The sequence below is a fragment of the Cobetia sp. cqz5-12 genome (assembly GCF_016495405.1).
GTDB lineage: Bacteria > Pseudomonadota > Gammaproteobacteria > Pseudomonadales > Halomonadaceae > Cobetia.
This window is the reverse complement of the sequence record NZ_CP044522.1, coordinates 3,653,094-3,675,219: the sequence shown is the minus strand read 5'-3', so window position 1 is coordinate 3,675,219 and position 22,126 is coordinate 3,653,094. Positions and strand designations below refer to the sequence as shown.

The following is a 22,126-nucleotide window of genomic DNA, read 5'->3' as shown; positions in this document are numbered from 1 at the left end:
GATTGGGCGATGACCGCCCGGTCTGGCAGCTCAAGCCACTGGTTTTCCGTCTGTTGTGGACCCTGGCGCCACTGGCCGCCGGCGCCCCTCTGATGGCACAGGCCGCTCCGCCCGAGCCCCTGTCAGCCAGTCAGCTCGACTGGCAGCCCTATGATGAGGTGCCGCGGGGCAAGCTGTGCTCCGGGCGCTATGTCACGCCGGCCTACCGTATCGAAGCGGGTGACACGCCGGAGCAGGTCACGACCTCGGCTGACAAGGCCAACTACGGCAACGATGGCGTCGCCACCCTGATGGGGGAGGTGGTGCTGCGCCGCGGCGATTCCCAGCTGGAATCGCCCGAGGTCAGCGTCAACGAGGCGCGTGACACCGCCACCGCCAAGGGGCCTGTCACCTATCGTCAGCCCGGGGTCCTGCTGCGCGGCGACGACGCGCGGGTCTCGCTCAACAGCGATGCGGCCAGCGTCGACAACGGCCACTACGTCTTTCACGAGCAGCATGTGCGCGGCGACGCGGTGCAGCTGGCACGTCTCGAGGACGGTCGCTACCGCCTGAAGGATGCCAGCTTCACCTCCTGTGAGCCGGGCAACAGCCTGTGGCGCCTGGTCGGCAGCGACATCACCATCGATCAGGATTCCGGCTGGGGAACGGCCAAGCATGCGCGCATGGAAATGGGCGGCGTGCCGGTCTTCTACTGGCCCTACGTGCGCTTCCCGGTCGATGACCGTCGCCACACGGGCCTGCTGTGGCCGCAGTTCAGCTACACCAGCTCCAGCGGCTTCGATTACGCCCAGCCGATCTACCTGAATCTGGCCCCCAATTACGACGCCACCCTCACGCCGCGTTACATCTCCGAGCGTGGCGAGATGCTGGAAGGCGAGTTCCGCTATCTATTGCCGCGTGGCGATGAAGGCAGCATCGAGGGCGCCTGGCTCGCCGATGACGATGGCGGCAGCGACCCCGACGATGATGAGGAAGACCTGATCGGCGAGGACCGCTGGTACATCAACTACCAGCATGCTGGCCGCTATGATGCCCGTACCGACTACCAGTTGAAGTACGGCGCCGCCTCCGATGGCAATTATTTCGACGACTTCGGGCGCAACTTCGGGGAAACGGAAACCGATAGCCTCGAGCGTCTGGCACAGCTCGATTACCACGGCGATGTCTGGGACCTGCAGTTCAAGGCGCAGGGCTATCAGCGCATGGACTACCCGCTGGATAACGATGACAAGCCGTTCTACCGTCTGCCGAGTCTGACCGCGGATGGTCGCTGGAGTCAGTCCAACGGCTTCTACGAAGAGTGGAATTCCAACGCGACCTATTTCTGGCGTGATGTCGATGAGACGGATACCGACATCGACGAAGACCAGGCCGCCAATGGCTCGCGCCTGCGACTGGCGCCGGCGCTGGGCTGGCGCAGGGATCAGAGCTGGAGCTTCATCGAGCCGCGCGCGCAGCTGGTCAGCCTGTCATACAGCCTGGACTACGGTGACCGCGAGACGGACCGCAGCACCAGCCCGTCCGCCACCATCCCGGTACTGTCGCTGGACAGCGGCCTGATCTTCGATCGCGAGACCGAATGGTTCGGCGACGGCTATACCCAGACGCTGGAACCGCGCCTCTATTACGCCTACGTGCCGGAGGTTGATCAGTCCGATCTGCCCGACTTCGACACCTCGGAAGACGCCTTCAGCTGGAATCAGCTGTGGTCGCCGTACCGCTTCAGCGGGGGTGACCGCGTCGGCGATACCAACAAGGTCTCCTACGGCGTGTCGTCACGCTTCATCAGCGATGAAAGCGGCCGTGAACGCCTCAAACTGGGCGTCGGCCAGTCGAGTTACCTGTCGGACCGCAACATCGACATGGACGGTGATCCGGACAAGACCTCACGCTCCGACTTCGACAGCTACTCCGACTACTATCGTGCGACGCGTGACCGCTCACCGGTGGTCTTCCAGGCCGATGTGGTGCTCAACGACCAGTGGACCGCCTCCCAGGCCGTGTTCCAGGATTTCGATCGTGGCGTGACCGAAAGTGCCCAGACCTCGCTGCGTTATCGTGCGGAACAGGGCACGGTACTGAACTTTGGCTTCAATCGTGAGATCGAAGGCTTCGTGCCTTACGACGATGAGGACGAGGATGACGTGCTGGGCTATACCCGCAACGAGTGGGACTTCTCCTTCGCGACGCCGATGAGCGAGAGCTGGTCGCTGCTGGGCCGCTACATGTATGACAGCACCAATTCCCGTTCACTGGAGAAGGTGTTGGGCGTGCAGTACAACGATTGCTGCTACGGCGTGCAGGTCACCTGGCGTGAATGGCAGGATGACAACGACACCGCCAACACCATCTCGGATGACGAAGAGAAGAATGGCATCTTCCTGACCTTTGAGTTCAAGGGCTTGGGAGGCGTCGGCCAGAGTGCTGACAGCTATCTGGAACAGGCCGTACCGGGCTATCGCAACGCGGGCTTCTGAGTCGCCGCGCCAGGCCGTGAATGACGCCAAGGCGCCGCCGCAGGGCGGCGTCATCAACATTTTTACGCCGAGAGAACATGTGATGCGCAAGACCCTGATTGCCCCGCTGGGGCTGGCATTTGTGCTGGCGAGTCTGCCGGCCGGTGCCGCCGAGTTGCTCGACCGCGTGGTTGCCGTGGTCAACAAGGACGCCATCATGCAAAGCGACATGGAGCAGCGCGTCACCCAGGCGAGTCAGCAGTTGCAGAGCCGTGGCATCAACCTGCCGCCGCGCGACGTGCTGGAGCGTCAGGTTCTTGATCGTATGGTCAACGAGCAGATTCAGCTGCAGCTGGCGGAACAGGCCAACCTCAGCATCGATGACACCCAGCTCAACGCCACCCTGCGCGGCATCGCCAAGGACAACGGCATGAGCCTGGAAGCCTTCGCCGACAAGCTCGAGCAGGACGGCATGTCACTGGCCCAGGTGCGCGACCAGGTGCGTCGTGAGCTGCTGGTGCAGCAGATCCAGCAGCGCAGCGTCGCCAGCCGGGTGCGGATCTCCGATCGTGAGATAGACCGCTATCTCAACCAGCAGAATGTCGGCAGCGACGTCCAGTACCATCTGGCCCACCTGTTGGTGGCATTGCCCCAGGAGCCGACGCCGGATCAGGTCAAGGCCGCGCGCGCCAAGGCCGACAGCCTGCGCCAGCAGATCGAGCAGGGCACCGATTTCGCCCAGCTGGCTGCCGCCGAATCCGCCGGTAGTCAGGCACTGAGTGGCGGCGATCTCGGCTGGCGTTCCGGTGGTGAGCTGCCGACGGTGTTCGCCGATGTCATCCCGAGCATGCAGGCCGGTCAGGTCTCCGAGCCGCTGCGCAGTGCCAGCGGTTATCACCTCGTCAAGCTGATCGAGAAGCGTGGCGCGGGCAAGGCGTTGATTTCCCAGACGCGCGCTCGCCACATCCTGATCCAGCCCAACCCGAACCTCAGCGACCAGCAGGCGCTTGAGCGTGCCGAGTCCATTCGCCGCCGTCTGCTGGGGGGCGAAGACTTCGCCGCGCTGGCCCAGGAGTTCAGCGACGACAAGGGCAGCTCTCTCAAGGGTGGCGAACTGGGCTGGGTCAGCCCGGGCCAGACGGTCTCCTCCTTCGAGACGGCCATGAATGGTCTGGACGTGGGCGAGATCAGCCAGCCGGTCAAGAGTCGCTTCGGCTACCACATCATCGAAGTCGAGGAGCGTCGCCAGCAGGATGTGACCAACTCCAGCCAGCGTGACAAGGTCCGCAAGACCCTGTTCCAGCGCAAGCTCAATGATGAGCTCGAAGCCTGGCAGCAGCAGGTGCGTGCCGAGGCCTACGTCGACAACCGTCTCGATGAGCAGTAAGTCCGAGTGGAGCAGCGAGACACTGTCATGAATCGTCGCGAAGAGATTGCGCCCGACATCATCGCCCTGACCGCCGGTGAGCCGGCGGGCATCGGTCCCGAGCTGCTGGTCATGCTCGCCGGTCAGGCGGAAGCGTTCCCCGCGCAGCTGGTCGCCGTGGCAGACCCCGCCTTGCTGGTCAGTCGTGCCCGCTTGCTGGGTCTGCCGCTGGTGGTGCATGAGTTGTCGCCGGGCGATCCGCTGCCGCCGGTTCGCAATGGTGAGCTTGCCGTGTGGCCGGTGCCGTTGGCAGTGCCCAGCGAGCCGGGCGTGATCGATGCGCGCAATGGCGATCATGTGCTGGCGATGCTGGATGTCGCCATCGCTGCCTGCCAGGCCGGTCATGCCAGTGCCATGGTGACGGCGCCGCTGTCCAAGGCCGCCGTGATCGAGGCCGGGCATGCGGGCTTCACCGGCCACACCGAATACCTGCGCGATGTCTGCGGGGTGGAGGAGGTGGTCATGATGCTGGCGTGCCCCGGGCTGCGGGTGGCGCTGGCCACCACGCACCTGCCGCTGCGCGAGGTGGCCGATGCCATCACGCCCGAGGGCCTGACGCGGGTGATGAAGATTCTCGCCAAGGACCTGACGCGCTACTTCGGCTGTGCCGCGCCGCGCATCGCGGTGTGCGGGCTCAATCCGCATGCCGGCGAGGGCGGGCACCTGGGGCATGAGGAGATCGAGGTGATTTCCCCGACGCTGGATGCCCTGCGCGCGACCGGCATGCAGCTGGATGGCCCGCTGCCGGCCGACACCCTGTTCACGCCGCGGCATCTGGAGGGCGTGGATGCGGTACTGGCGATGTACCACGACCAGGGCCTGCCGGTGCTCAAGTATGCCGGCTTCGGTGAAGCCGCCAACATCACGCTGGGCCTGCCGATCGTGCGTACCTCCGTGGATCACGGCACGGCGCTGGACCTCGCCGGCAGCGGTCTTGCCGACGTCGGCAGCCTGTTGCAGGCCGTGCGTGTCGCCATCGAGATGGCAGCCGCCGCGCGAGCCTGAGATAATCCCCGCATCACTCGGGCGTGACCGCATGGCGGCACGTCAGGCGTGCGCCACAGCGTGGTGTCTCGCTACCCCAGTCATTCGACCATCGAGGATGGTCTCGCCGCCCCGGTCTGCCTGTGTCCCTGCAGGCCATGGCGGCGTCTTGTTGTCGGGAATCCCGACGGATTCCCAGGAGGAAGGTCAGCCCCATGTCCCAACATTTCCCCGCGCATCGCGCTCGCAAGCGTTTCGGTCAGAACTTTCTGCAGGACCTTGGCGTCATCTCTCGCATCGTGAATGCCATTCGTCCCGCGGAAGGCGAGCGCCTGGTCGAGATCGGTCCGGGGCAGGGTGCCTTGACCGGCCCGCTGTTGGAAGCGGCAGGCAAGCTGGAAGTCATCGAACTGGACCGTGACCTCATTCCGGGCCTGCGCGTGCAGTTCTTCAACTACCCGGACTTCGTGATCCATGAAGGCGATGCCCTGCGCTTCGACTTCCCGGAGCTGGTCGGTGATGGCCCGGCGCTGCGCGTGGTCGGCAACCTGCCGTACAACATCTCCACCCCGCTGATCTTCCATTTGCTGGAAGCACGCGGCGCGATTTCCGACATGCACTTCATGCTGCAGAAGGAAGTCGTCGAGCGTCTGGCCGCCGAGCCGGGTGGCACCGACTGGGGCCGCCTGTCGGTGATGACCCAGTATTACTGCGCGGTGGAAAACCTGTTCCTGGTGCCGCCGAGCGCCTTCTTCCCGGCACCGAAGGTGGATTCCGCCATCGTGCGTCTGGTGCCGCATCTTGAGTTGCCGCATCCGGCCAAGGACGAGAAGCTGCTCGCCGTCATCGTGCGCGAAGCCTTCTCCCAGCGCCGCAAGACGCTGCGCAACAACTTCAAGGGTCGCATCGATGCCGACCAGCTGACTGCGCTGGGCATCGATCCCTCGCGTCGTCCGCAGACGCTGACCGTCGCTGAGCTGGTGATGATCAGCAACCACCTCAGTGAGCAGGGCATGACGGTGGACAAGGCCGACAAGGCACCGAAGAAGCGTCCGCGCAGCAATGTCGGCCACGGTGCGCCGGCAGCCGACAGTGCCAGTACTAGTGATAGTGACAGTGATGAACGTCTCGATGCCGAGAGCGATGCCAAGGGCGACGCCCGCAACGCCAGCGACCACGACGCATGAGTAGCGTGGCGGACATCCGTGTCGACGCCGTACCCGAGTACTGCGCCGACGAGAGTCGTCCGAGCGAGAACCGACATGTGTTCCGCTACACCATCACCGTGCACAACGGGACGGATGAGACCGTGCAGCTGCTGGCGCGCTACTGGAAGATCACCCAGGGCAGCGGCGATCAGCAGGAAGTACGTGGCAAGGGCGTGGTCGGCAAACAGCCGCTGATCGCGCCCGGCGAGAGTTTCCGCTATACCTCGCGCGCCGTGCTCGACATGCCGGTCGGTGTGATGCAGGGGGCCTATACCTTCTGTGACGCGACCCATGCGCGCACCTTCGAGGTCGCCATCGCACCGTTCCGGCTCGCCGGGCCGCATCAGGTTCACTAGGGTGGCCGCGTGATGCAGTGTTTCGTATTCAAGACAGCAAGTCAGACCGCCACGGCGGTCAGGGAGTGGGCATGACGCAGTGGGCGATTGGCGATTTGCAGGGCTGCCACGAAGAGTTCGAACGGCTGTTGCAGCGCCTCGATTTCATGCCGGGGCGCGATGTGCTGTGGCTGGCGGGAGACCTGGTCAATCGCGGGCCGGGCTCGCTGGAATGCCTGCGCCTGGTCAAGTCGCTGGGTGATGATGCGCGGGTGGTGCTGGGCAACCATGACCTCCACCTGCTGGCGGTGGCGGAAGGTTTCAGCCGTCACAAGCGCTCCGATACGCTGACGCCGATTCTCGAGGCGGCGGATCGCGACGAGCTGCTGGACTGGCTGCGTCGTCAGCCGCTGATGGTAGATGCGCTGGTCGGCAATCGCCGCACGGTGATGAGCCATGCCGGCGTGTTGCCGAGCTGGACGCTGGACCAGGCGGCCGGCTATGCCCGCGAAGCGCACGCCGTGCTGGCGGGAGACGACTATCGGAGCTTTCTCGGCGAGATGTACGGCAATACGCCGGACCGCTGGCAGGAGGAGCTCGAAGGCACGCCGCGCCTGCGCTGCATCGTCAATGTCTTCACGCGCATGCGCTTTCTGCACAGTGATGGCCGACTGGATTTCGCGGCCAAGGAAGGGCTGGACAGCGCGCCGGAGGGATGTCGCCCCTGGTTCCAGTACCCGCGTCCCGAAGGGGCCTGGGATGATTCGCCGCGCCTGCTGTTCGGCCACTGGGCTGCTTTGGAAGGCGAGGCACCGGCGGCGCGTCAGGATGTCGAGGCGCTGGACACCGGCTGCGTGTGGGGCGGTGGCCTGACGGCGCTCAATCTCGAGACGGAAGAGCGCGTCTTCGAGCCGGCGCTGTCCTCGCGCTGAGCGCCCTCCCGTCGCCAGTGACAGCAGGTCTGCCGTCGCTGGCGAATGCCTTTCCCCTTACTCAACAAGCGGAGTCCGCATGAGTTTCGAACATCTTGATCTCGCAACCCTCAGTGACTGGCGCCAACGCGACCCGTCGCTCGTGGTACTCGATATCCGCGATCCTCTCAGCTTCACGCAGGGGCGTATCCCGGGCAGCCGTCATCTGGACAACGCCAGTGCCGGTGCCATCCTGGAAGACACCCCGCGTGACAAGCCGCTGGTGGTGGTCTGCTATCACGGCCATTCCAGCCAGCAGGCCGCCGCCTGGCTGGCGGGGCAGGGCTTCGAGAAGGTCTATTCCCTCGATGGTGGCTTTACCCAGTACCAATTGACGCATGGCGATGACGTCGAGAGCGGTAGCTGACGCCGCCTGCACGTGACAGCCGCCACTGGCCGTACTTCCTCACTTTCCTCATTCAGCTTTGTATCTCGTGCCGCAGGGCAAGGACATTCGCATGACTCAGACGACGCCTTCTTCACCGACCGATTCGCGTGACCGCCTGTTGAGTGGGCTTGAGGTCTATCGCGTGGGCGGCGCGGTGCGTGATGCGCGCCTGGGTTGGCCGTGGCACGAATGTGACTTCGTGGTGGTGGGGGCAATGGTGGAAGACATGCAGGCGCGTGGCTTCCGGCCGGTCGGGCGGGACTTCCCGGTCTTCCTGCATCCGCAGACCCAGGAGGAGTACGCGCTGGCGCGTACCGAGCGCAAGTCCGGTCACGGTTATGCAGGCTTCAGCGTGCATGCCAGCCCCGATGTGACGCTGGAAGAGGACCTCATTCGTCGCGACCTGACCATCAATGCCATGGCCGAGCCGCTCGATAGCACGCCGGGGCAGGGCGAGGTGATAGACCCCTACGGTGGCCTGGCGGATCTCGAGGCGCGCGTGTTGCGTCACGTCTCGAGCGCCTTCAGCGAAGACCCGCTGCGCGTATTGCGCGTGGCACGCTTTCTGGCGCGCTATCAGGGGCTCGGTTTCACCGTCGCGGATGAGACGCGGCAGATGATGGTCGCCATGGTCGAGAGCGGCGAGGTCTCGCATCTGGTGGCCGAGCGGGTCTGGAAGGAGACCGAGAAGGCGCTGGGCGAGGCCAGTCCCGAGGCCTACTTCCAGCTGCTCGATGAGCTGGGGGCGCTGACGGTGCTGATGCCGCCGCTGACCCGCGATGCCGAGCAGCTGGCAGCGGCGCTGGCGCGTCTGGACCGCCTGCCGCGACAGCTGGTCGATGAGGCGGAGATGATCTGCTGGCGCATGGCGCGCCTGGTAGAGCACCTGTCACGCGACGAGATCGATGCCTTGGCGCAGGACTTGCGCCTGCCCAGCGCCGTGCGAGACGCCGCCCAGCAAGCACGTCTGTGCCGGGAATTGAGCGAGGCCTCGCGGCGGGAAGGTGGTGTGAGCGCAGCCGATCTCAAGGCCTGGCTGGATGGTGTCGATGCCTGGCGACGTGGCGAACGCCAGTCCGTGCTGGTGGCCCTGCTGGCCGTCGAGGACAAGGGGTTGGCACGGTTGGGCAATGCCGCTTGGCAAGCCGCGACGGCGGTGTCGCCGCAGTCTCTGGTCGAACAGGGCCTGAAAGGGGCGGAGATCGGGCGTGCGCTCAGTGAACAGCGCCAGCAGGCCATCGAGCAGGCGCTGAGCGAATGGCAGGCCATGCCGGAAGTGCACGCGCCTCATTGCGGCTGCGGACACAGTCATTGATCACCTGCCCGCTGCTGAGCACCTGATCTGAACAAATGATCCGAGTACATGACCCCGAAAGCCCCGGCCCTGCGCCGGGGCTTTTGTGTCTCGGTAGCAGGAAGGCGGCGTTGTGAGAGCGAGCGTAGTTTTTCAAGAAGAACGCAGCGTATGAGCAGAGCGTGCTTACAGGCGCGGCTCGCTGCCATCGCTCAGGCGGCGCAGATTCAGCGCATGACGAATCACGATCAGACTGGCGAAGACCAGAATCACGCCGCTCATCTGCGGCGCCAGCCACAGGCTGAACAGGGGTGCCGCCAGTCCGGCCACCAGCGAGGCGATGGCCGCCGTACGCAGTCGCCAGGCCAGCCCGACCCACAGCGCGGCGCAGCTCAAGGCGACGCCCGGCGCCAGCATCAGCAGCACGCCAAAGGCAGCGGCCACGGCCTTGCCGCCGCGATGGCCGCGGTGCCATAGCGGCAGGCTGTGGCCAATCAGCACGGCCAGCCCGATCAGTCCCAGTGCCCAGGGCGGCAGCGAGAGCGCCAGCCCCAGCCAGAGTGCCGGCATGCCCTTGGCGGCATCGAAGACCAGCACCAGGGCGGCGGGCAGTGCGCCATGCAGCCGCAGCACATTGGAGAAGCCCGGATTGAAGGACCCCGCCAGGCGTGGGTCGGGCAGCCCCAGTCGCTGACAGATCCACACCGCGCCCAGCACCGAACCGCTGGCATAGGCCACGGCCATCAGCAGGCTCAACTGTTGCCAGGTGGCCAGTTGCGCGGTCCACTCGATCAGGCCCGTCAGCATGATGTCGACTCGCTGCGAGCCCGAGGTGTCGCACACAGGCAGGGAGAGAGGGGCTGGCAGCTTGGCCAAGCAGGGGCCGGGTGCAGTAGAATCAGTCGCATGATGGCGGGGCCTTGGGCGTCGTTTTTATTCGTTCATTCGACAAGCATAGAGGTAACGCCGTGGATCGTGTGCTGATCGAGGCTCTGGCCGTGGAAACCGTGATTGGTGTCTATGACTGGGAGCGTACCATTCGCCAGCGTCTGGTGATGGATCTGGAAATGGCCACGGATATTCGTGCCGCAGCTGCCGACGATGACCTGACGCACACCCTGGACTACGCCGCCATCAGCGCGCGCATCCAGACCTTCGCCGCAGAGAGTCGCTTCGAGCTGGTGGAAACCTTCGCCGAGCGCCTGGCAGCCCTTCTGCGTGAAGAGTTCGGCATTCCCTGGCTGACCATGACGGTGCGCAAGCCGGGTGCCGTGCCGGAAGCCGCCGCCGTTGGCGTTCGCATCGTGCGCGGCAGCCTCGAGACCGCCTCGGATGTGCCGGCATGAGTCTGGTACTGATCTCCATCGGTAGCAATATCGAGCGCGAGTATCATGTACGGGTCTGCCTGGATGCCCTGCAAGCGACCTTCGGCAACCTGACGCTATCCTCTGTCTACGAGAGCGAGCCGGTGGGCTTCGTCGACGGGCGCAACTTCCTCAATCTGGTCGCAGGTTTCGAGAGTGACTGGAGCGTCGGCGAATTGCAGGCCTGGTGCAAACAACTCGAGCTGGCCAATGGTCGCCTCAAGAACAGCGCCAAGTTCAGCCCGCGCACCCTGGATCTGGACCTGCTGACCGTCGGTACCCTGACCGGAGAGGTCGATGGCGTGATGCTGCCGCGCGATGAGGTCGATCGCAATGCCTTCGTGCTGCTGCCGCTGGCCGAGTCGTTCGGCGAGGAGCGCCACCCCGTCACCGGCGAGGATTACGCCTCGCTGTGGAAGGCGTTCGTGGCCGCCGGGCGTGCCGAACAGCAGCCGTTGTGGCCGGTGGACTTCAGCTGGCGTTGCCGCATGATCTCGCGCGCTGGTGCCACGGTCTGACGCCATCAGACACCACGTTGCCGGTGTCAGTGACCGGCGGTGAGTATGACCGGCTCCTCAACGACAACGCCCTGCCGACTCTCATCGGCAGGGCACTGGCGTCTGGCAGGGCACTGGCGTCTGGCAGGGCACTGGGGTCTGGCAGGGCACTGGGGTCTGGCAGGACTTAGCCTCAGTCCTGCGCTGTGCTCGGAGCCGCCAGGCTGTCCAACGGCCAGCGCGGCACGGCCTTCATCGGGCCAGTGTCCTGCTCGCCGGCATTCAGGCGTTGCGCGCCCACGTAGGCGATCATCGCACCGTTGTCGGTGCAGAAGCGGCCGCGCGGGTAGTAGGCGCGGGCATTGCGCTTGGTCAGCTCATGGCTCAGGCGCTCACGCAGGCGGGTGTTGGCACTCACCCCGCCGGCGACGACCAGGCGCTTGAGGCCTGTCTGGTCCAGCGCGCGACGACACTTGATGACCAGGGTGTCGACCACGGCTTCCTCGAAGGCGCGTGCGATATCGGCGCAGTGCTGCTCATCCAGGTCATCCGCGGCCTTGGCCTTCTTGAGCGTGACCATGGTGTGGGTCTTGAGACCGGAAAAGCTGAAGTCGAGGCCCGGGCGGTCCGTCATCGGGCGCGGGAAGCGATAGCGCCCTGGGTCGCCCTGTTCGGCCAGCTTCGCGACCTGCGGGCCGCCGGGATAAGGCAGTTCCAGCATCTTGGCGGCCTTGTCGAAGGCTTCGCCGGCCGCGTCATCCACGGACTCGCCGAGCAGCTCGTATTCGCCCAGTCCGCGCACCGCGACCAGCTGGGTGTGTCCACCGGAGACCAGCAGCGCCACAAAGGGAAATTCCGGTGCATCGTCTTCCAACATCGGTGCCAGCAGGTGGCCTTCCATGTGGTGGACGCCGAGCACCGGTACCTGCCAAGCCTTGGCGAGCCCGTGTGCGGTGGACGCGCCAACCATCAGCGCGCCGACCAGGCCCGGGCCTGCGGTATAGGTGATGGCATCGATGTCAGTGGCCTTCAGCTGTGCTTCGTCCATGACCTGCTGGATCAGCGGCAGCAGCTTGCGAGTGTGATCACGCGACGCCAGTTCCGGCACCACGCCGCCGAACTCGGCGTGCATGGCGATCTGGCTGTAGAGGGCATCTGCAAGCAGGCCCTGGTCCGTGTCGTAGATGGCGACGCCGGTCTCGTCGCAGGAAGTCTCGATGCCGAGCACACGCATGGCTGACTCTCAGGAAATATCAGAAGTAGAGGGCGGCACGGCCAGCGAGGCTGCCTGAGCGAGCCCGAGAGGCGTGTGTGCCGTGAATGCGCGACATTCTACTGGCTGTGAGCACGGGTGTCGCGCCAGCTGGCGTTGAGGGAGAGAGGATTTCCGGTTTCCGCGTTTGCAAAGCCGGGGGCGGGTGTCTAGAATATGGCACTCTGCAAGACTGGGTCGTGCATCCGACCACCCCGCAAAAGCTCCCCGAATCATGATTCCAGCCAGCGACGGCTACCCTCACCGGTGGTGTCGCAGGCGACTGATTGATGCTGGATCGACCTGCAGGTGGCGGTTTACCGTCGCTGGCTGGTGGCTCCTGAGGAGTGGCTGCACCGGATGTGCGTTCAAACCGAACTCATGATCTCAAGGTAGGTGAGTGTTTAATGCCTTCAGTTAAAGTACGTGACAACGAGCCGTTCGACGTCGCCCTGCGCCGTTTCAAGCGCTCCTGCGAAAAAGCCGGTGTTCTTTCCGAAGTGCGTCGTCGTGAGCACTACGAGAAGCCGACAGCTGTTCGCAAGCGTCAGCAGGCGGCCGCTGTAAAGCGCCACGCCAAGAAGGTTCAGCGTGAGCGCAAGCGTTTCGAGCGTCTCTACTGATCCGTACTTTTGGGGAGTGATATTCTGCTCTCTGGAAGGACACCAAGCGGCTGCCTCACGGTGGCCGCTTGTTTTTGTCTCTAGTGGTCCGTTTGTTCTCGAGCCGTGTGCCGTTGCCTGGCACATGTCGCTAACTCGAGGAATGGCCTGACCCGAAGGTAGCCGCTCACTCCACTGAGCCGACACTATCTTGCGGTCAGTCCGTTTTTCCACGACTTCTGGCGAATCATGGCTGGTCTCATCCCTCAAGGCTTCATTGACGATCTGCTGGCCCGCACCGATGTGGTCGAGGTGGTGGGTGAGCGCGTCCAGCTGAAGAAGGCCGGCAAGAGTTATGTCGGCCTCTGCCCGTTCCATCAGGAAAACTCTCCCTCGTTCAACGTCATCCCGGACAAGCAGTTCTATCACTGCTTCGGGTGCGGGGCGAGCGGCAGTGCCCTCAAGTTCCTGATGGAATTCGATCGCTTGCCGTTCCCCGAGGCCGTCGAGCAGTTGGCCTCGCGGCTGGCGCTTGAAGTGCCGCGCGAAGGCGGCAACCAGAGTCCGCACGAGCGCCGTGAGCGGCAGCGTCGTGAGCAGGCCCGCGAAGAAGGCGTCAATCTGCTCGAGGCGGCCGCGGACTTCTATCGTCAGCGCCTGACGGAACCGGCCGCGCAGCCGGCGCGTGAGTATCTGGAAGGGCGGGGTCTGTCGCGCGAGGTCATGCGTGATTTCGGCATCGGCTTCGCGCCGGAAGGCTGGGAGCATCTCAAGCATCACCTGAGCAAGCTGGGTGTCAGCGAGGATGTGCAGATCGAATACGGTCTGCTGATTCACCACGAGGAAAGCGGTCGCCGCTATGACCGCTTCCGCGATCGCGTGATGTTCCCGATCCGTGACTGGAAAGGCCGCACCATCGCCTTCGGTGGTCGCGTGATGGGCGATGCCAAGCCCAAATACCTGAATTCTCCCGAGACTCCCGTCTTCCACAAGGGGCGCGAGCTCTACGGTCTGTATGAAGCCCGTGAGGCGAATCGCAAGCTGGAACGCATGCTGATCGTCGAAGGCTACATGGACGTGGTGGCGCTGGCGCAGTACGGCATTCGCAATGCCTGCGCGACCCTGGGCACCGCGACCAGTGAGGAGCACCTCAAGCGCCTCTATCGCCTGGTCGATGAGGTGGTGTTCTGCTTCGACGGCGACAAGGCCGGTCGGCAGGCGGCGCGTCGCGCGCTGGAGACCGTGCTCGAGGTCATGATCGATGGACGTCAGGCGCGCTTCCTGTTCCTGCCCGAAGGCGAGGACCCGGATTCCCTGGTACGCAGCGAGGGTCAGGAGGCATTCGAGAGGCGTGTCACCTGCGCCTCCGGGCTCTCCGAGTTCCTGTTCGAACAGGCCGCGGAAGGACGTGACCTCAAGCGCATGGAGCAGCTTGAGCGATTCGTGACCCAGGCGCTGGAGTGGATCTCGCGCGTGCCCGAAGGGGTGCTGCGCTCGCTGCTGCTCAAGGAGCTGGAGCGGCGCAGTGGTCTGGAGCGTGAACGGCTGGATGCCATGCTGGTCGAGCGCGCCGCGGCGCGTGAAGCCCAGCAGGCTCGGCTGCGTCAGCACCAGCAGCTACGTCAGCAACCGCAGCATTTGCAACAGCAACAACGTCAGCCCGGCGCGCCGCGCTCAGCGCCCGCTGCCAGTCCTCAGGACGGCGCGACGTTGAGCGACGCACAGGATGAGTGGTCGTCGCTGGAGGCGATGGCAGATGCCGGCTTCGGCGACAGCGAGTCCGATGGCTGGCAGCCGGATGACTGGCAGTCGCACGGCGAGATGTCTGCGGGCCAGGGCGCTCAAGCTTCGCGCGCGACGCCGGCCAGGTCCCAGAAGCGCAACTCGGTCAGCATGCTGACGCGCCTGTTGCATCTTCTGGTGCACGAGCCGCAGCTGGTCGCCGAGCTACCTGACGCCAATGAGTGGATCGAAGGAGCGGGCGAGCCGGCCGACAGCGAGGATGCGCAGCTGTTGAACGATGTGGTGCGTCTCTTGAAGGCGGGGCAGTATCGTTCGCCACAGGTGCTGTTGGCGCACTTCCTCGGCACCGCACAGGGACCGAGACTTGAGCAGCTGGCAGCCCGTGAATTGCTGATTCCGCGTGACGTGCGCAGCGAAGAGCTGAAGGGGCTGGTGGAGCATTGCCAGCATCAGCAGGCGCGCACCACGCCGGAAGCGGAATATCAGGCCTTGCTGGCCAAGGAAAAGCGTGGCGAGAAGTTGTCGGCAGAAGAGAAGCAGCGGCTGATGGCCCTGCTGATGGAGCTGGCAACACGGCGCTGACGCAGTCTCGGTGCCAGGAAGGCCGACAATGGTGGAAATGCCGTGAGAGCTGAGGTGATGGCGCAGGAAAATACGTCCCATGGCCTTGAAAGACGCACTCATGCCCACTATTTAATGAGGTAGCTCCCGATGCGGACTGCCGCAACGTAACCGATAACGCTAACACACCTGGATGGTCCGGCAAATACGCCGCTGGCAGCATCTCCTGATGGCACGCTATACTGGTGCGCTTGATGCTCTCTTCGTCCCTATACCGGCGCCATGCTCACTCGCTGAGCCGCGTCGCGTCCAGGTGCTTCATTCTTCTTCGTCGAGATAGGGGTTCTATGGCTGGTAATGCGCAGCAGCAGTCGCGTCTCAAGGAGTTGATCGCGCGCGGCAAGGAACAGGGTTACCTGACCTATGCCGAGGTCAACGATCACCTGCCCGAGGATATCGCTGATCCCGAACAGGTGGAAGACATCATCAGCATGATCAACGATATGGGCATCAAGGTCGCGGAAGAAGCGCCCGATGCCGATACCCTGATGATGTCTGATTCCTCCACTGACGAGTCTGCCGCCGAAGAGGCCGTTGCTGCCCTCGCCGCGGTGGAAAGCGATGTGGGACGCACCACCGACCCTGTCCGCATGTACATGCGTGAGATGGGCACCGTGGAACTCCTGACCCGCGAAGGCGAAATCAAGATCGCCAAGCGGATCGAGGAGGGCACGCGTGAGGTGATGTCGTCGCTGGCATTCTTGCCGGGGGCAGTCGACTCCATCCTGGAAGCCTACGACGGCACTCTGGGCGAAGACGGCGGACGTCTGTCCGATCTCTTCTCCGGTTTCATCGACCCTGACGAAGGCGTGCCGGGTGTCGCCGAAGTCGAAGTCGAGGAAGTCGAAGAGATCCCCGAGGGCGAAGAGTCCGAAGGCGACGAAGACGAAGATGACGATTCCGCTTCTGAAGGCGGCCCGGACCCCGAGCTGGCCCGCGTCCGCTTCGAGCAGATCCGTGAGCAGAACGAGGCGACCAAGGCCGCCATCGAGAAGTACGGCTCCGGCTCTGCCGAGGCGAAAGCCGAGCAGGACCGTCTTGCCGAGCTGTTCTCGCCGATCAAGCTGGTGCCCAAGCACTTCGAGCGCCTGGTCGGCCAGGTTCGCGTGTCCGTCGAGCAGGTGCGCGAGCAGGAAAAGGTCATCCTGCAGATCTTCGTCAAGCGCGGCAAGGTGCCTCGCAAGAGCTTCATCAAGGCTTTCCCGGGCCATGAGTCCGACATGGACTGGTTCGACAGCTTCATCGGTGGCAGCAAGAAGTACGCCGACAAGCTCGAGCCGTTCCGTGCCGACGTGCTGCGTGCCCAGCGCAAGATCGCCTTCGAGCAGGACATGGTCCAGCTGCCGGTCAGCGAGCTGAAGGAAGTGAACCGTCGCCTGTCGATCGGTGAAGCCAAGGCGCGTCGTGCCAAGAAGGAAATGGTCGAGGCCAACCTGCGTCTGGTCATCTCCATCGCCAAGAAGTACACCAACCGTGGTCTGCAGTTCCTGGATCTCATCCAGGAAGGCAACATCGGTCTGATGAAGGCCGTGGACAAGTTCGAGTACCGTCGTGGTTACAAGTTCTCGACCTACGCCACCTGGTGGATCCGTCAGGCGATCACTCGCTCCATCGCGGACCAGGCGCGCACCATCCGTATTCCGGTGCACATGATCGAGACCATCAACAAGCTGAACCGTGTCTCGCGTCAGATGCTGCAGGAAATGGGTCGCGAGCCGACGCCGGAAGAGTTGGGCGAGCGTCTCGAGATGCCGGAAGACAAGGTGCGTCGCGTGCTCAAGATCGCCAAGGAGCCCATCTCCATGGAGACGCCGATCGGTGACGATGATGATTCGCACCTGGGTGACTTCATCGAGGACGGCACCATGGTCTCGCCGATCGACTCCGCCACCGGCGAAGGCCTGATCGAAGCGACCCGCGGCATCCTGTCCGGCCTGACCGCACGTGAAGCCAAGGTGCTGCGCATGCGCTTCGGTATCGACATGAACACCGACCATACCCTCGAGGAAGTCGGCAAGCAGTTCGATGTCACCCGTGAGCGTATCCGTCAGATCGAAGCGAAAGCGCTGCGCAAGCTGCGTCACCCGTCACGCTCCGAGTCACTGCGTTCCTTCATGGAAGAGTGATCTGAAGCGCTCGGGGCCACGCCTCGACTGCTGGCCCCGCTGACAAGACAACGCCCGCCCCCATGCGAATGGGAGGCGGGCGTTGTCGTTTGTGGGGCTTTTCGTTACGGGCTTTTCTTTGCGTGGCTTTCTCTACGGGGCATGTCACCTTCGAGCTGTGTCGTTCCAGAGCTGCGTGATGTGCCCTGGGGGTTATCAGGCGCCGTGGCGCAACTGGTGAGACGAAGGCGTTGCCGCCACGCTGAAGACGACACGGCCCTTGATGCACTGACGGGAGACCGGGCCCATCTGCTCGCTGCTCAAGCCGTCGGGATGCTCGCCGCGCAGCCATAGGCGGCCGTTATCATCGATACGATGCAGGCGTTTGACCAGCTGGCCCAGTCTGGGATGTTCCACCACGACGGTGGCGCCGGGCGTCAATCGCCAGCGACTGGGCCAGCGCATGCTGATGATGAGGCTGTGCTGCGGGAGACTGGGGGCAAGACTATGACCGTGCAAGCGGTAGCTACTGAACCAGCGCATGTGAGGCTCCTTGAGAATGAGGGCATGACACGGTCAAGATCCTGTCGGTGCTTTCCTGTGGCAGTGGCGATAGTTGAATTGTATCCACTGCTTAGTAAAATATAATCATTCTCATTTGATGTCCAGCCGTTTCCTGTCAGCGCCTCGCGCAATGGCTATCGAGAGACGGCTGTCTAGCGCAGCCTGTCGAGAGAAGGCTGTCGAGTAGAGACTGTCGGGCAGAGACTGTTGAGAGTAGAAACGAAAAAAAGCCGCGGCTCAGGTGAGCAGCGGCTTTTGGGAGAGTCACGGGTCTGTCTGTCTCTTGCGCTTCGTGCTGTGCTTCATGTCATGTCACGTCACTTCGCGTTGTTTCATGGGGCAGCGCGAAGTGACGGCCGTGCGACAGGTCTTGCATGCAGCTCGGCAAGAGGGTTTTGCTGCCGGGCTCAGTCGTTGGCGTTGAGCTCACGCAGCAGGGCGCGGCGCTGGCGGCCCATGCGGATCGCCAGCAGCACGATCTCGATCACGGCGATGGCCATCAGGGTGTAGCCGAACAGTTCGGTGACTTCCTCGGCAGCATTCTTGACCGAACGAAGGTAGGAGTCCCCCATCAGGGTTTCCCAGAATTCCGAGCGGCCGTAGAGGCGTGAGAAGACGTAGGTCCCCAGGAAGCCTGCGCCGAACAGGCCGAACGCGAAGCTGCGTCCGAAGTGCTCGAACTCGGCAATGAAGCGGCTGCGGTTGCGCCATACGCCGATGATGACCGGGATCGCGACCACGCTGACCAGGAACTGCCAACTGCCATCGCCGATCATGCCGTCGAGCAGGGCGTCCTGTTCACGGATCAGGGACGCCGCGAACAGGCCGAACAGCAGCAGGCTGATGGTACGCAGGTCCGGCAGGCGTGAATGTACCACCCACATGGTGGCTGCGCTCAAGGCCAGCAGAGTGCTCTGCATGTGTTCTGTCCAGCTGGCTTCGCTGAAGCCGACATCACCGAAGTGGTGGGCATCATGCATGACCAGCGACATCATCGCGGCTACCAGTGGCGCATAGATGGCCAGGCGCAGGCAGGCTTGCATGAAGAGCGAAGTGGGCTTGCGCCCATACAGCGGTTGTTCGGCGCTGATGGGGAGCGGGACAGCGTTATGGTGCTGGGTATGCGAAGTCAGGCGAGACAAGGGACTCTCCGGACAGTCCATGGACTGCCTGTCAGGGTGAGGGTGTTGTTTGCCTGCTCATTATAACGATGCAAAGGTGCTCAGTTAATATTCTGGTAAGAAAACTGTGAGATTCCATTTCAGCATCGATGTTGCGCCGAGCGGGAATGTTCGTCAGTTCTGACGTAACCGATCACGCTCGGCCTCCTCGACGATCCAGTCATGCACGGCCTGGATCCGGCCATCATCCAGGGTGCCGTGGGGATGGACGATGACGTAGCGCTTGCCGGTCAGTACCCGCTGCGTGAAGGGCGCGATCAGCGTGCCGCGGGACAGCTCGTCGGTGATCAGCGTGCGCCTTGCCATCGCGACTCCCATGCCGGCGATGGCAGCTTCCATCGACAGATGGTTGCGGTTGAAGGTATAGCCACGCTGAACGTTGATCTCGGGGGCGCCGATGCTGGCCAGATAGAATTCCCACTCGGCGTGATCGTGACTGCCGCGCCAGGCGGTGATGTCGTGCAGCAGCGGATACCAGGCGAGGTCCTCTGCGCTGCGCAGCGGTGGGCGGCCGCGCATCAGACCGGGATGACAGACGGGGAAGATCTCCTCTTCCATCAGGTCGGTGACCTGCATACCCGGGTAGTGACCATCGTTGAGGTCGACCGCCAGCTCGAAATCGCCCTCGCGCAGTGGCGAGTCACTGTCTTCGGCGCGCACGTGCAGCTCGATATCCGGGAAGCGTGCCTGCAGGCGCGGCAGCCGGGGCGCCAACCATTTGGAGAGAAATGACGGCACCGAACGCAGCCTGAGTACACCGCTCATCAAGCCGCTGCGCAGCCGTTTGACCTCCAGTCCCACCGCGCTATAGGACTGCTCCACCACTCGCGCCAGTCGCGCGCCTTCCCCTGTCAGTTCGAGTCCGCGTGAACGACGCAGAAACAGCTTGAAGCCCAGCCGCTCCTCCAGCTGCTTGATCTGCTGACTCACCGCGCCCGTGGTGACGTGCAGTTCTTCCGCCGCACGCGTGAAGGAGCCATGACGCGCGGCGCAGGCGAAGACCTGTAGCCAGGCATGGGTCTGACCGTTCAGGTGGCGCAGGCTCGGTGTGGTGGCGGGCGTGCCGGTCGCCGTCGGCGGCACGACGGGGCCAGTGCCAGGCGAGTTGTCGAGGGAAGACGTCATGGGCGGGTCTCATGCAAGCGCTGGAGGCAGATAAAGAGGGAGAAACCGCGATGGCCAGACGCAGATGGCGATGATAGCTAAAGGCATCAGGGCACAAGGTGGCGTGAAGAGCATAGTTTACGCCGTTTTTGATGCATAGAGTTTAGTCAGGCTAAACCCACGACCAATTTTTATGGTTTGTCGCGTCCCGTCCCCATCCATCATCATTGCCTCATCCACTGGCAGGCGCTCAGGCGCGGCGAGTTTCCGAGATGAGGTGTTGTCATGTCCATCAGTGTATTTGATCTCTTCAAGGTCGGTGTCGGCCCCTCCAGCTCGCACACCGTCGGCCCGATGCGTGCTGCTGCGCAGTTCGTCGAGACCCTGCGCTCGCGTGACCAGCTGGAGCGCGTGGCGCGAATCGAGGTGCAATTGCATGGTTCGCTGTCTGCCACCGGCGTAGGCCATGGCACCGACAAGGCGACCATTCTCGGCCTGATGGGCGAGCTGCCGGAAACGATCGACCCTGCCATCATCGACCCCTGCATCGAAGAGCTGCTGGAGTCCCAGACACTGCTGCTCGACAACCGCATCGCGGTGCCCTTCGTGTGGGTACGTGACATGCAGTGGCACGATGCGCCGCTGCCATATCACCCCAATGCCATGCGTCTGATCGCCTACGGCCATCGCGATGAGCTGTATCGCAATGTCTATTACTCAGTGGGCGGCGGTTTCGTGGTCGACGAAGTCGAGGCCGCGCGTGACCCGCTGCTGGAAGATGAAAGCCTGCGTCTGCCGTATGGATTCAACACCGCCAATGAACTGCTGGCGCTGTGTCGCATGCACAAGATGCGCATCAGCGAGCTGATGATGGCCAACGAGTGTGCGCTGCGCAGTGAGACCCAGGTGCGACGTGGGCTATGGCGCATCTGGGAAGTGATGAACGAGTGCATCGACAACGGTCTGACGCACGAAGGCGTGCTGCCCGGCGGGCTCAACGTCAAGCGCCGTGCCAAGCGTCTGCACGCGCGTCTGCTGGATGTGGAATCCAGCAAGTCGATCATCACCTCGACCTTCTCGGCGATGGACTGGGTCAACCTGTTCGCGCTGGCGGTCAATGAAGAGAACGCGGCCGGCGGCCGCATGGTGACGGCGCCGACCAATGGCGCGGCCGGCATCATTCCGGCGGTGCTCAGCTATTACATGAAGTTCCAGGAGGATGCGCGCGAGGAGGACGTGGTCGACTTCCTGCTCACGGCAGCCTCGGTGGGCATCCTGTGCAAGAAGAACGCCTCCATCTCCGGGGCGGAAGTCGGTTGTCAGGGCGAGGTGGGCTCCGCCTGCGCCATGGCGGCCGCCGGGCTTGCCGAGCTGATGGGCGCGACGCCGGAGCAGGTCGAGAACGCGGCGGAAATCGGTCTGGAGCACAATCTGGGACTGACCTGTGACCCGATCGGCGGCCTGGTGCAGATTCCCTGCATCGAGCGCAATGCGATTGCCTCGGTCAAGGCGATCAATGCCGCCCAGATGGCGATGTGTGGCGATGGCGATCACTTCGTCTCGCTGGACAAGGCGATCCGCACCATGCGTGACACCGGCCGCGACATGCAGGACAAGTACAAGGAGACCTCCAAGGGCGGTCTCGCGGTCAACGCCATCGAATGCTGATACGACCGGTTGCCACCCCAATATGAGCTGATATGACTTTCCGCCGGAGGCCTGCTGCCTCCGGCCAAACCCGTTGTCTCTTGTCAGGTACATGATCTCCGGCCAGAGGTCATGATCTCGGCAACCCTCGTTGACGCCTCTTCGGCGCGGTATTCCGCGACGGACAGGCGTCTTTTTTATGGCGGAAATAGCGCTCATCTCGACTCTTCAGCTCGGGTTGCTGGGGGAAGCTGCCAGCCTTGAGATGTCTCGGGAGGGCTACTTTGTAAAGAAGTCGCTGATATATCGGCTATTGGTCGAGTGAGCGCGCTTGCCGCTGGCAGCGCGCCTCTCGCTATTCTAGTTTACGTTAACGTCAGTTGC

At 63.6% G+C, this 22,126-nt stretch carries 18 protein-coding genes and 1 pseudogene; 14 read left to right on the top strand and 5 right to left on the bottom strand.

Going from position 1 to position 22,126, the window contains the following annotated elements; all coding sequences use genetic code 11:
* The first annotated feature begins 92 nt into the window (after positions 1–92).
* From F8A90_RS15210 to F8A90_RS15175, 8 genes and pseudogenes are all read left to right on the top strand, one after another.
* The gene (locus F8A90_RS15210; protein ID WP_200020074.1) at positions 93–2,477 is read left to right on the top strand and encodes an LPS-assembly protein LptD; all 2,385 of its coding nucleotides are present in this window, start codon (positions 93–95) and stop codon (positions 2,475–2,477) included.
* 82 nt (positions 2,478–2,559) lie between these two features.
* Complete coding sequence (locus tag F8A90_RS15205; RefSeq protein WP_175089601.1) at positions 2,560–3,843, top strand: peptidylprolyl isomerase; 1,284 nt, start codon at positions 2,560–2,562, stop codon at positions 3,841–3,843.
* A 27-nt stretch (positions 3,844–3,870) separates the two neighbouring features.
* A complete protein-coding gene (gene pdxA / locus F8A90_RS15200) occupies positions 3,871–4,887 on the top strand; it encodes a 4-hydroxythreonine-4-phosphate dehydrogenase PdxA (RefSeq protein ID WP_200017795.1) in 1,017 nt (338 codons plus the stop codon).
* Between the two features lie 194 nt (positions 4,888–5,081).
* Positions 5,082–5,870 (top strand): annotated as a pseudogene (rsmA, locus tag F8A90_RS15195) (16S rRNA (adenine(1518)-N(6)/adenine(1519)-N(6))-dimethyltransferase RsmA); the annotation flags it as partial.
* A 179-nt stretch (positions 5,871–6,049) separates the two neighbouring features.
* Positions 6,050–6,430 (top strand): Co2+/Mg2+ efflux protein ApaG, encoded by a 381-nt coding sequence (gene apaG, locus F8A90_RS15190; protein WP_200017791.1) that lies wholly within the window; start codon positions 6,050–6,052, stop codon positions 6,428–6,430.
* 71 nt (positions 6,431–6,501) lie between these two features.
* Positions 6,502–7,341 (top strand): symmetrical bis(5'-nucleosyl)-tetraphosphatase, encoded by an 840-nt coding sequence (locus F8A90_RS15185; RefSeq protein ID WP_200017788.1) that lies wholly within the window; start codon positions 6,502–6,504, stop codon positions 7,339–7,341.
* 79 nt (positions 7,342–7,420) lie between these two features.
* The gene (gene glpE / locus F8A90_RS15180) at positions 7,421–7,747 is read left to right on the top strand and encodes a thiosulfate sulfurtransferase GlpE (RefSeq protein ID WP_054557228.1); all 327 of its coding nucleotides are present in this window, start codon (positions 7,421–7,423) and stop codon (positions 7,745–7,747) included.
* Between the two features lie 91 nt (positions 7,748–7,838).
* Positions 7,839–9,083, top strand: coding sequence for a polynucleotide adenylyltransferase (locus F8A90_RS15175; RefSeq protein ID WP_200017787.1), 1,245 nt, complete (start codon positions 7,839–7,841; stop codon positions 9,081–9,083).
* 165 nt (positions 9,084–9,248) lie between these two features.
* Here F8A90_RS15175 and F8A90_RS15170 read toward each other — a convergent pair whose 3' ends face one another.
* The gene (locus F8A90_RS15170) at positions 9,249–9,869 is read right to left on the bottom strand and encodes a glycerol-3-phosphate acyltransferase (protein ID WP_200017785.1); all 621 of its coding nucleotides are present in this window, start codon (positions 9,867–9,869) and stop codon (positions 9,249–9,251) included.
* Positions 9,870–10,030: 161 nt separating this feature from the next.
* Here F8A90_RS15170 and folB point away from each other — a divergent pair, with 161 nt between their 5' ends.
* Positions 10,031–10,408, top strand: coding sequence for a dihydroneopterin aldolase (gene folB, locus F8A90_RS15165; protein ID WP_200017783.1), 378 nt, complete (start codon positions 10,031–10,033; stop codon positions 10,406–10,408).
* A complete protein-coding gene (gene folK, locus F8A90_RS15160; RefSeq protein ID WP_200017781.1) occupies positions 10,405–10,944 on the top strand; it encodes a 2-amino-4-hydroxy-6-hydroxymethyldihydropteridine diphosphokinase in 540 nt (179 codons plus the stop codon). The genes folB and folK overlap by 4 nt, the downstream gene beginning before the upstream one ends.
* Before the next feature lie 172 nt (positions 10,945–11,116).
* On the opposite strand, the gene tsaD is transcribed toward folK, so the two are convergent.
* Positions 11,117–12,157, bottom strand: a complete 1,041-nt coding sequence (gene tsaD, locus F8A90_RS15155; RefSeq protein ID WP_200017780.1) for a tRNA (adenosine(37)-N6)-threonylcarbamoyltransferase complex transferase subunit TsaD — start codon at positions 12,155–12,157, stop codon at positions 11,117–11,119.
* Between the two features lie 425 nt (positions 12,158–12,582).
* On the opposite strand from tsaD, the gene rpsU reads away from it, so the two are divergent.
* The 3 genes from rpsU to rpoD all read left to right on the top strand — a co-directional run bounded on the left by rpsU (position 12,583) and on the right by rpoD (position 17,267).
* A complete protein-coding gene (gene rpsU / locus F8A90_RS15150; RefSeq protein ID WP_024951433.1) occupies positions 12,583–12,798 on the top strand; it encodes a 30S ribosomal protein S21 in 216 nt (71 codons plus the stop codon).
* Between the two features lie 228 nt (positions 12,799–13,026).
* Positions 13,027–15,102: a DNA primase gene (dnaG, locus tag F8A90_RS15145; RefSeq protein WP_200017777.1), complete on the top strand. Its 2,076-nt coding sequence runs from the start codon at positions 13,027–13,029 to the stop codon at positions 15,100–15,102.
* Between the two features lie 326 nt (positions 15,103–15,428).
* Positions 15,429–17,267, top strand: a complete 1,839-nt coding sequence (gene rpoD, locus F8A90_RS15140) for an RNA polymerase sigma factor RpoD (protein WP_043334650.1) — start codon at positions 15,429–15,431, stop codon at positions 17,265–17,267.
* Positions 17,268–17,462: 195 nt separating this feature from the next.
* Here the strand turns inward: rpoD and F8A90_RS15135 are convergent, their stop codons facing one another.
* The 3 genes from F8A90_RS15135 to F8A90_RS15125 form a co-directional block, all read right to left on the bottom strand.
* Positions 17,463–17,789, bottom strand: a complete 327-nt coding sequence (locus F8A90_RS15135) for a hypothetical protein (RefSeq protein ID WP_054557224.1) — start codon at positions 17,787–17,789, stop codon at positions 17,463–17,465.
* Positions 17,790–18,217: 428 nt separating this feature from the next.
* A complete protein-coding gene (locus tag F8A90_RS15130) occupies positions 18,218–18,952 on the bottom strand; it encodes a hypothetical protein (protein ID WP_200017775.1) in 735 nt (244 codons plus the stop codon).
* Positions 18,953–19,105: 153 nt separating this feature from the next.
* Positions 19,106–20,116 (bottom strand): LysR substrate-binding domain-containing protein, encoded by a 1,011-nt coding sequence (locus F8A90_RS15125; RefSeq protein ID WP_200017773.1) that lies wholly within the window; start codon positions 20,114–20,116, stop codon positions 19,106–19,108.
* 264 nt (positions 20,117–20,380) lie between these two features.
* Here F8A90_RS15125 and F8A90_RS15120 point away from each other — a divergent pair, with 264 nt between their 5' ends.
* On the top strand, positions 20,381–21,763 hold the full coding sequence (locus F8A90_RS15120; protein WP_200017772.1) for an L-serine ammonia-lyase: 1,383 nt from the start codon (positions 20,381–20,383) through the stop codon (positions 21,761–21,763).
* Positions 21,764–22,126 lie beyond the last annotated feature (363 nt).

Bases quoted from the DNA above. Each gene is read 5' to 3' on its own strand.
- F8A90_RS15210 (WP_200020074.1), top strand. From the start codon at position 93: ATGGCACAGGCCGCTCCGCCCGAGCCCCTGTCAGCCAGTCAGCTCGAC.
- F8A90_RS15205 (WP_175089601.1), top strand. From the start codon at position 2,560: ATGCGCAAGACCCTGATTGCCCCGCTGGGGCTGGCATTTGTGCTGGCG.
- pdxA (WP_200017795.1), top strand. From the start codon at position 3,871: ATGAATCGTCGCGAAGAGATTGCGCCCGACATCATCGCCCTGACCGCC.
- apaG (WP_200017791.1), top strand. From the start codon at position 6,050: ATGAGTAGCGTGGCGGACATCCGTGTCGACGCCGTACCCGAGTACTGC.
- F8A90_RS15185 (WP_200017788.1), top strand. From the start codon at position 6,502: ATGACGCAGTGGGCGATTGGCGATTTGCAGGGCTGCCACGAAGAGTTC.
- glpE (WP_054557228.1), top strand. From the start codon at position 7,421: ATGAGTTTCGAACATCTTGATCTCGCAACCCTCAGTGACTGGCGCCAA.
- F8A90_RS15175 (WP_200017787.1), top strand. From the start codon at position 7,839: ATGACTCAGACGACGCCTTCTTCACCGACCGATTCGCGTGACCGCCTG.
- F8A90_RS15170 (WP_200017785.1), bottom strand. From the start codon at position 9,869: ATGCTGACGGGCCTGATCGAGTGGACCGCGCAACTGGCCACCTGGCAA.
- folK (WP_200017781.1), top strand. From the start codon at position 10,405: ATGAGTCTGGTACTGATCTCCATCGGTAGCAATATCGAGCGCGAGTAT.
- tsaD (WP_200017780.1), bottom strand. From the start codon at position 12,157: ATGCGTGTGCTCGGCATCGAGACTTCCTGCGACGAGACCGGCGTCGCC.
- rpsU (WP_024951433.1), top strand. From the start codon at position 12,583: ATGCCTTCAGTTAAAGTACGTGACAACGAGCCGTTCGACGTCGCCCTG.
- dnaG (WP_200017777.1), top strand. From the start codon at position 13,027: ATGGCTGGTCTCATCCCTCAAGGCTTCATTGACGATCTGCTGGCCCGC.
- rpoD (WP_043334650.1), top strand. From the start codon at position 15,429: ATGGCTGGTAATGCGCAGCAGCAGTCGCGTCTCAAGGAGTTGATCGCG.
- F8A90_RS15135 (WP_054557224.1), bottom strand. From the start codon at position 17,789: ATGCGCTGGTTCAGTAGCTACCGCTTGCACGGTCATAGTCTTGCCCCC.
- F8A90_RS15125 (WP_200017773.1), bottom strand. From the start codon at position 20,116: ATGACGTCTTCCCTCGACAACTCGCCTGGCACTGGCCCCGTCGTGCCG.
- F8A90_RS15120 (WP_200017772.1), top strand. From the start codon at position 20,381: ATGTCCATCAGTGTATTTGATCTCTTCAAGGTCGGTGTCGGCCCCTCC.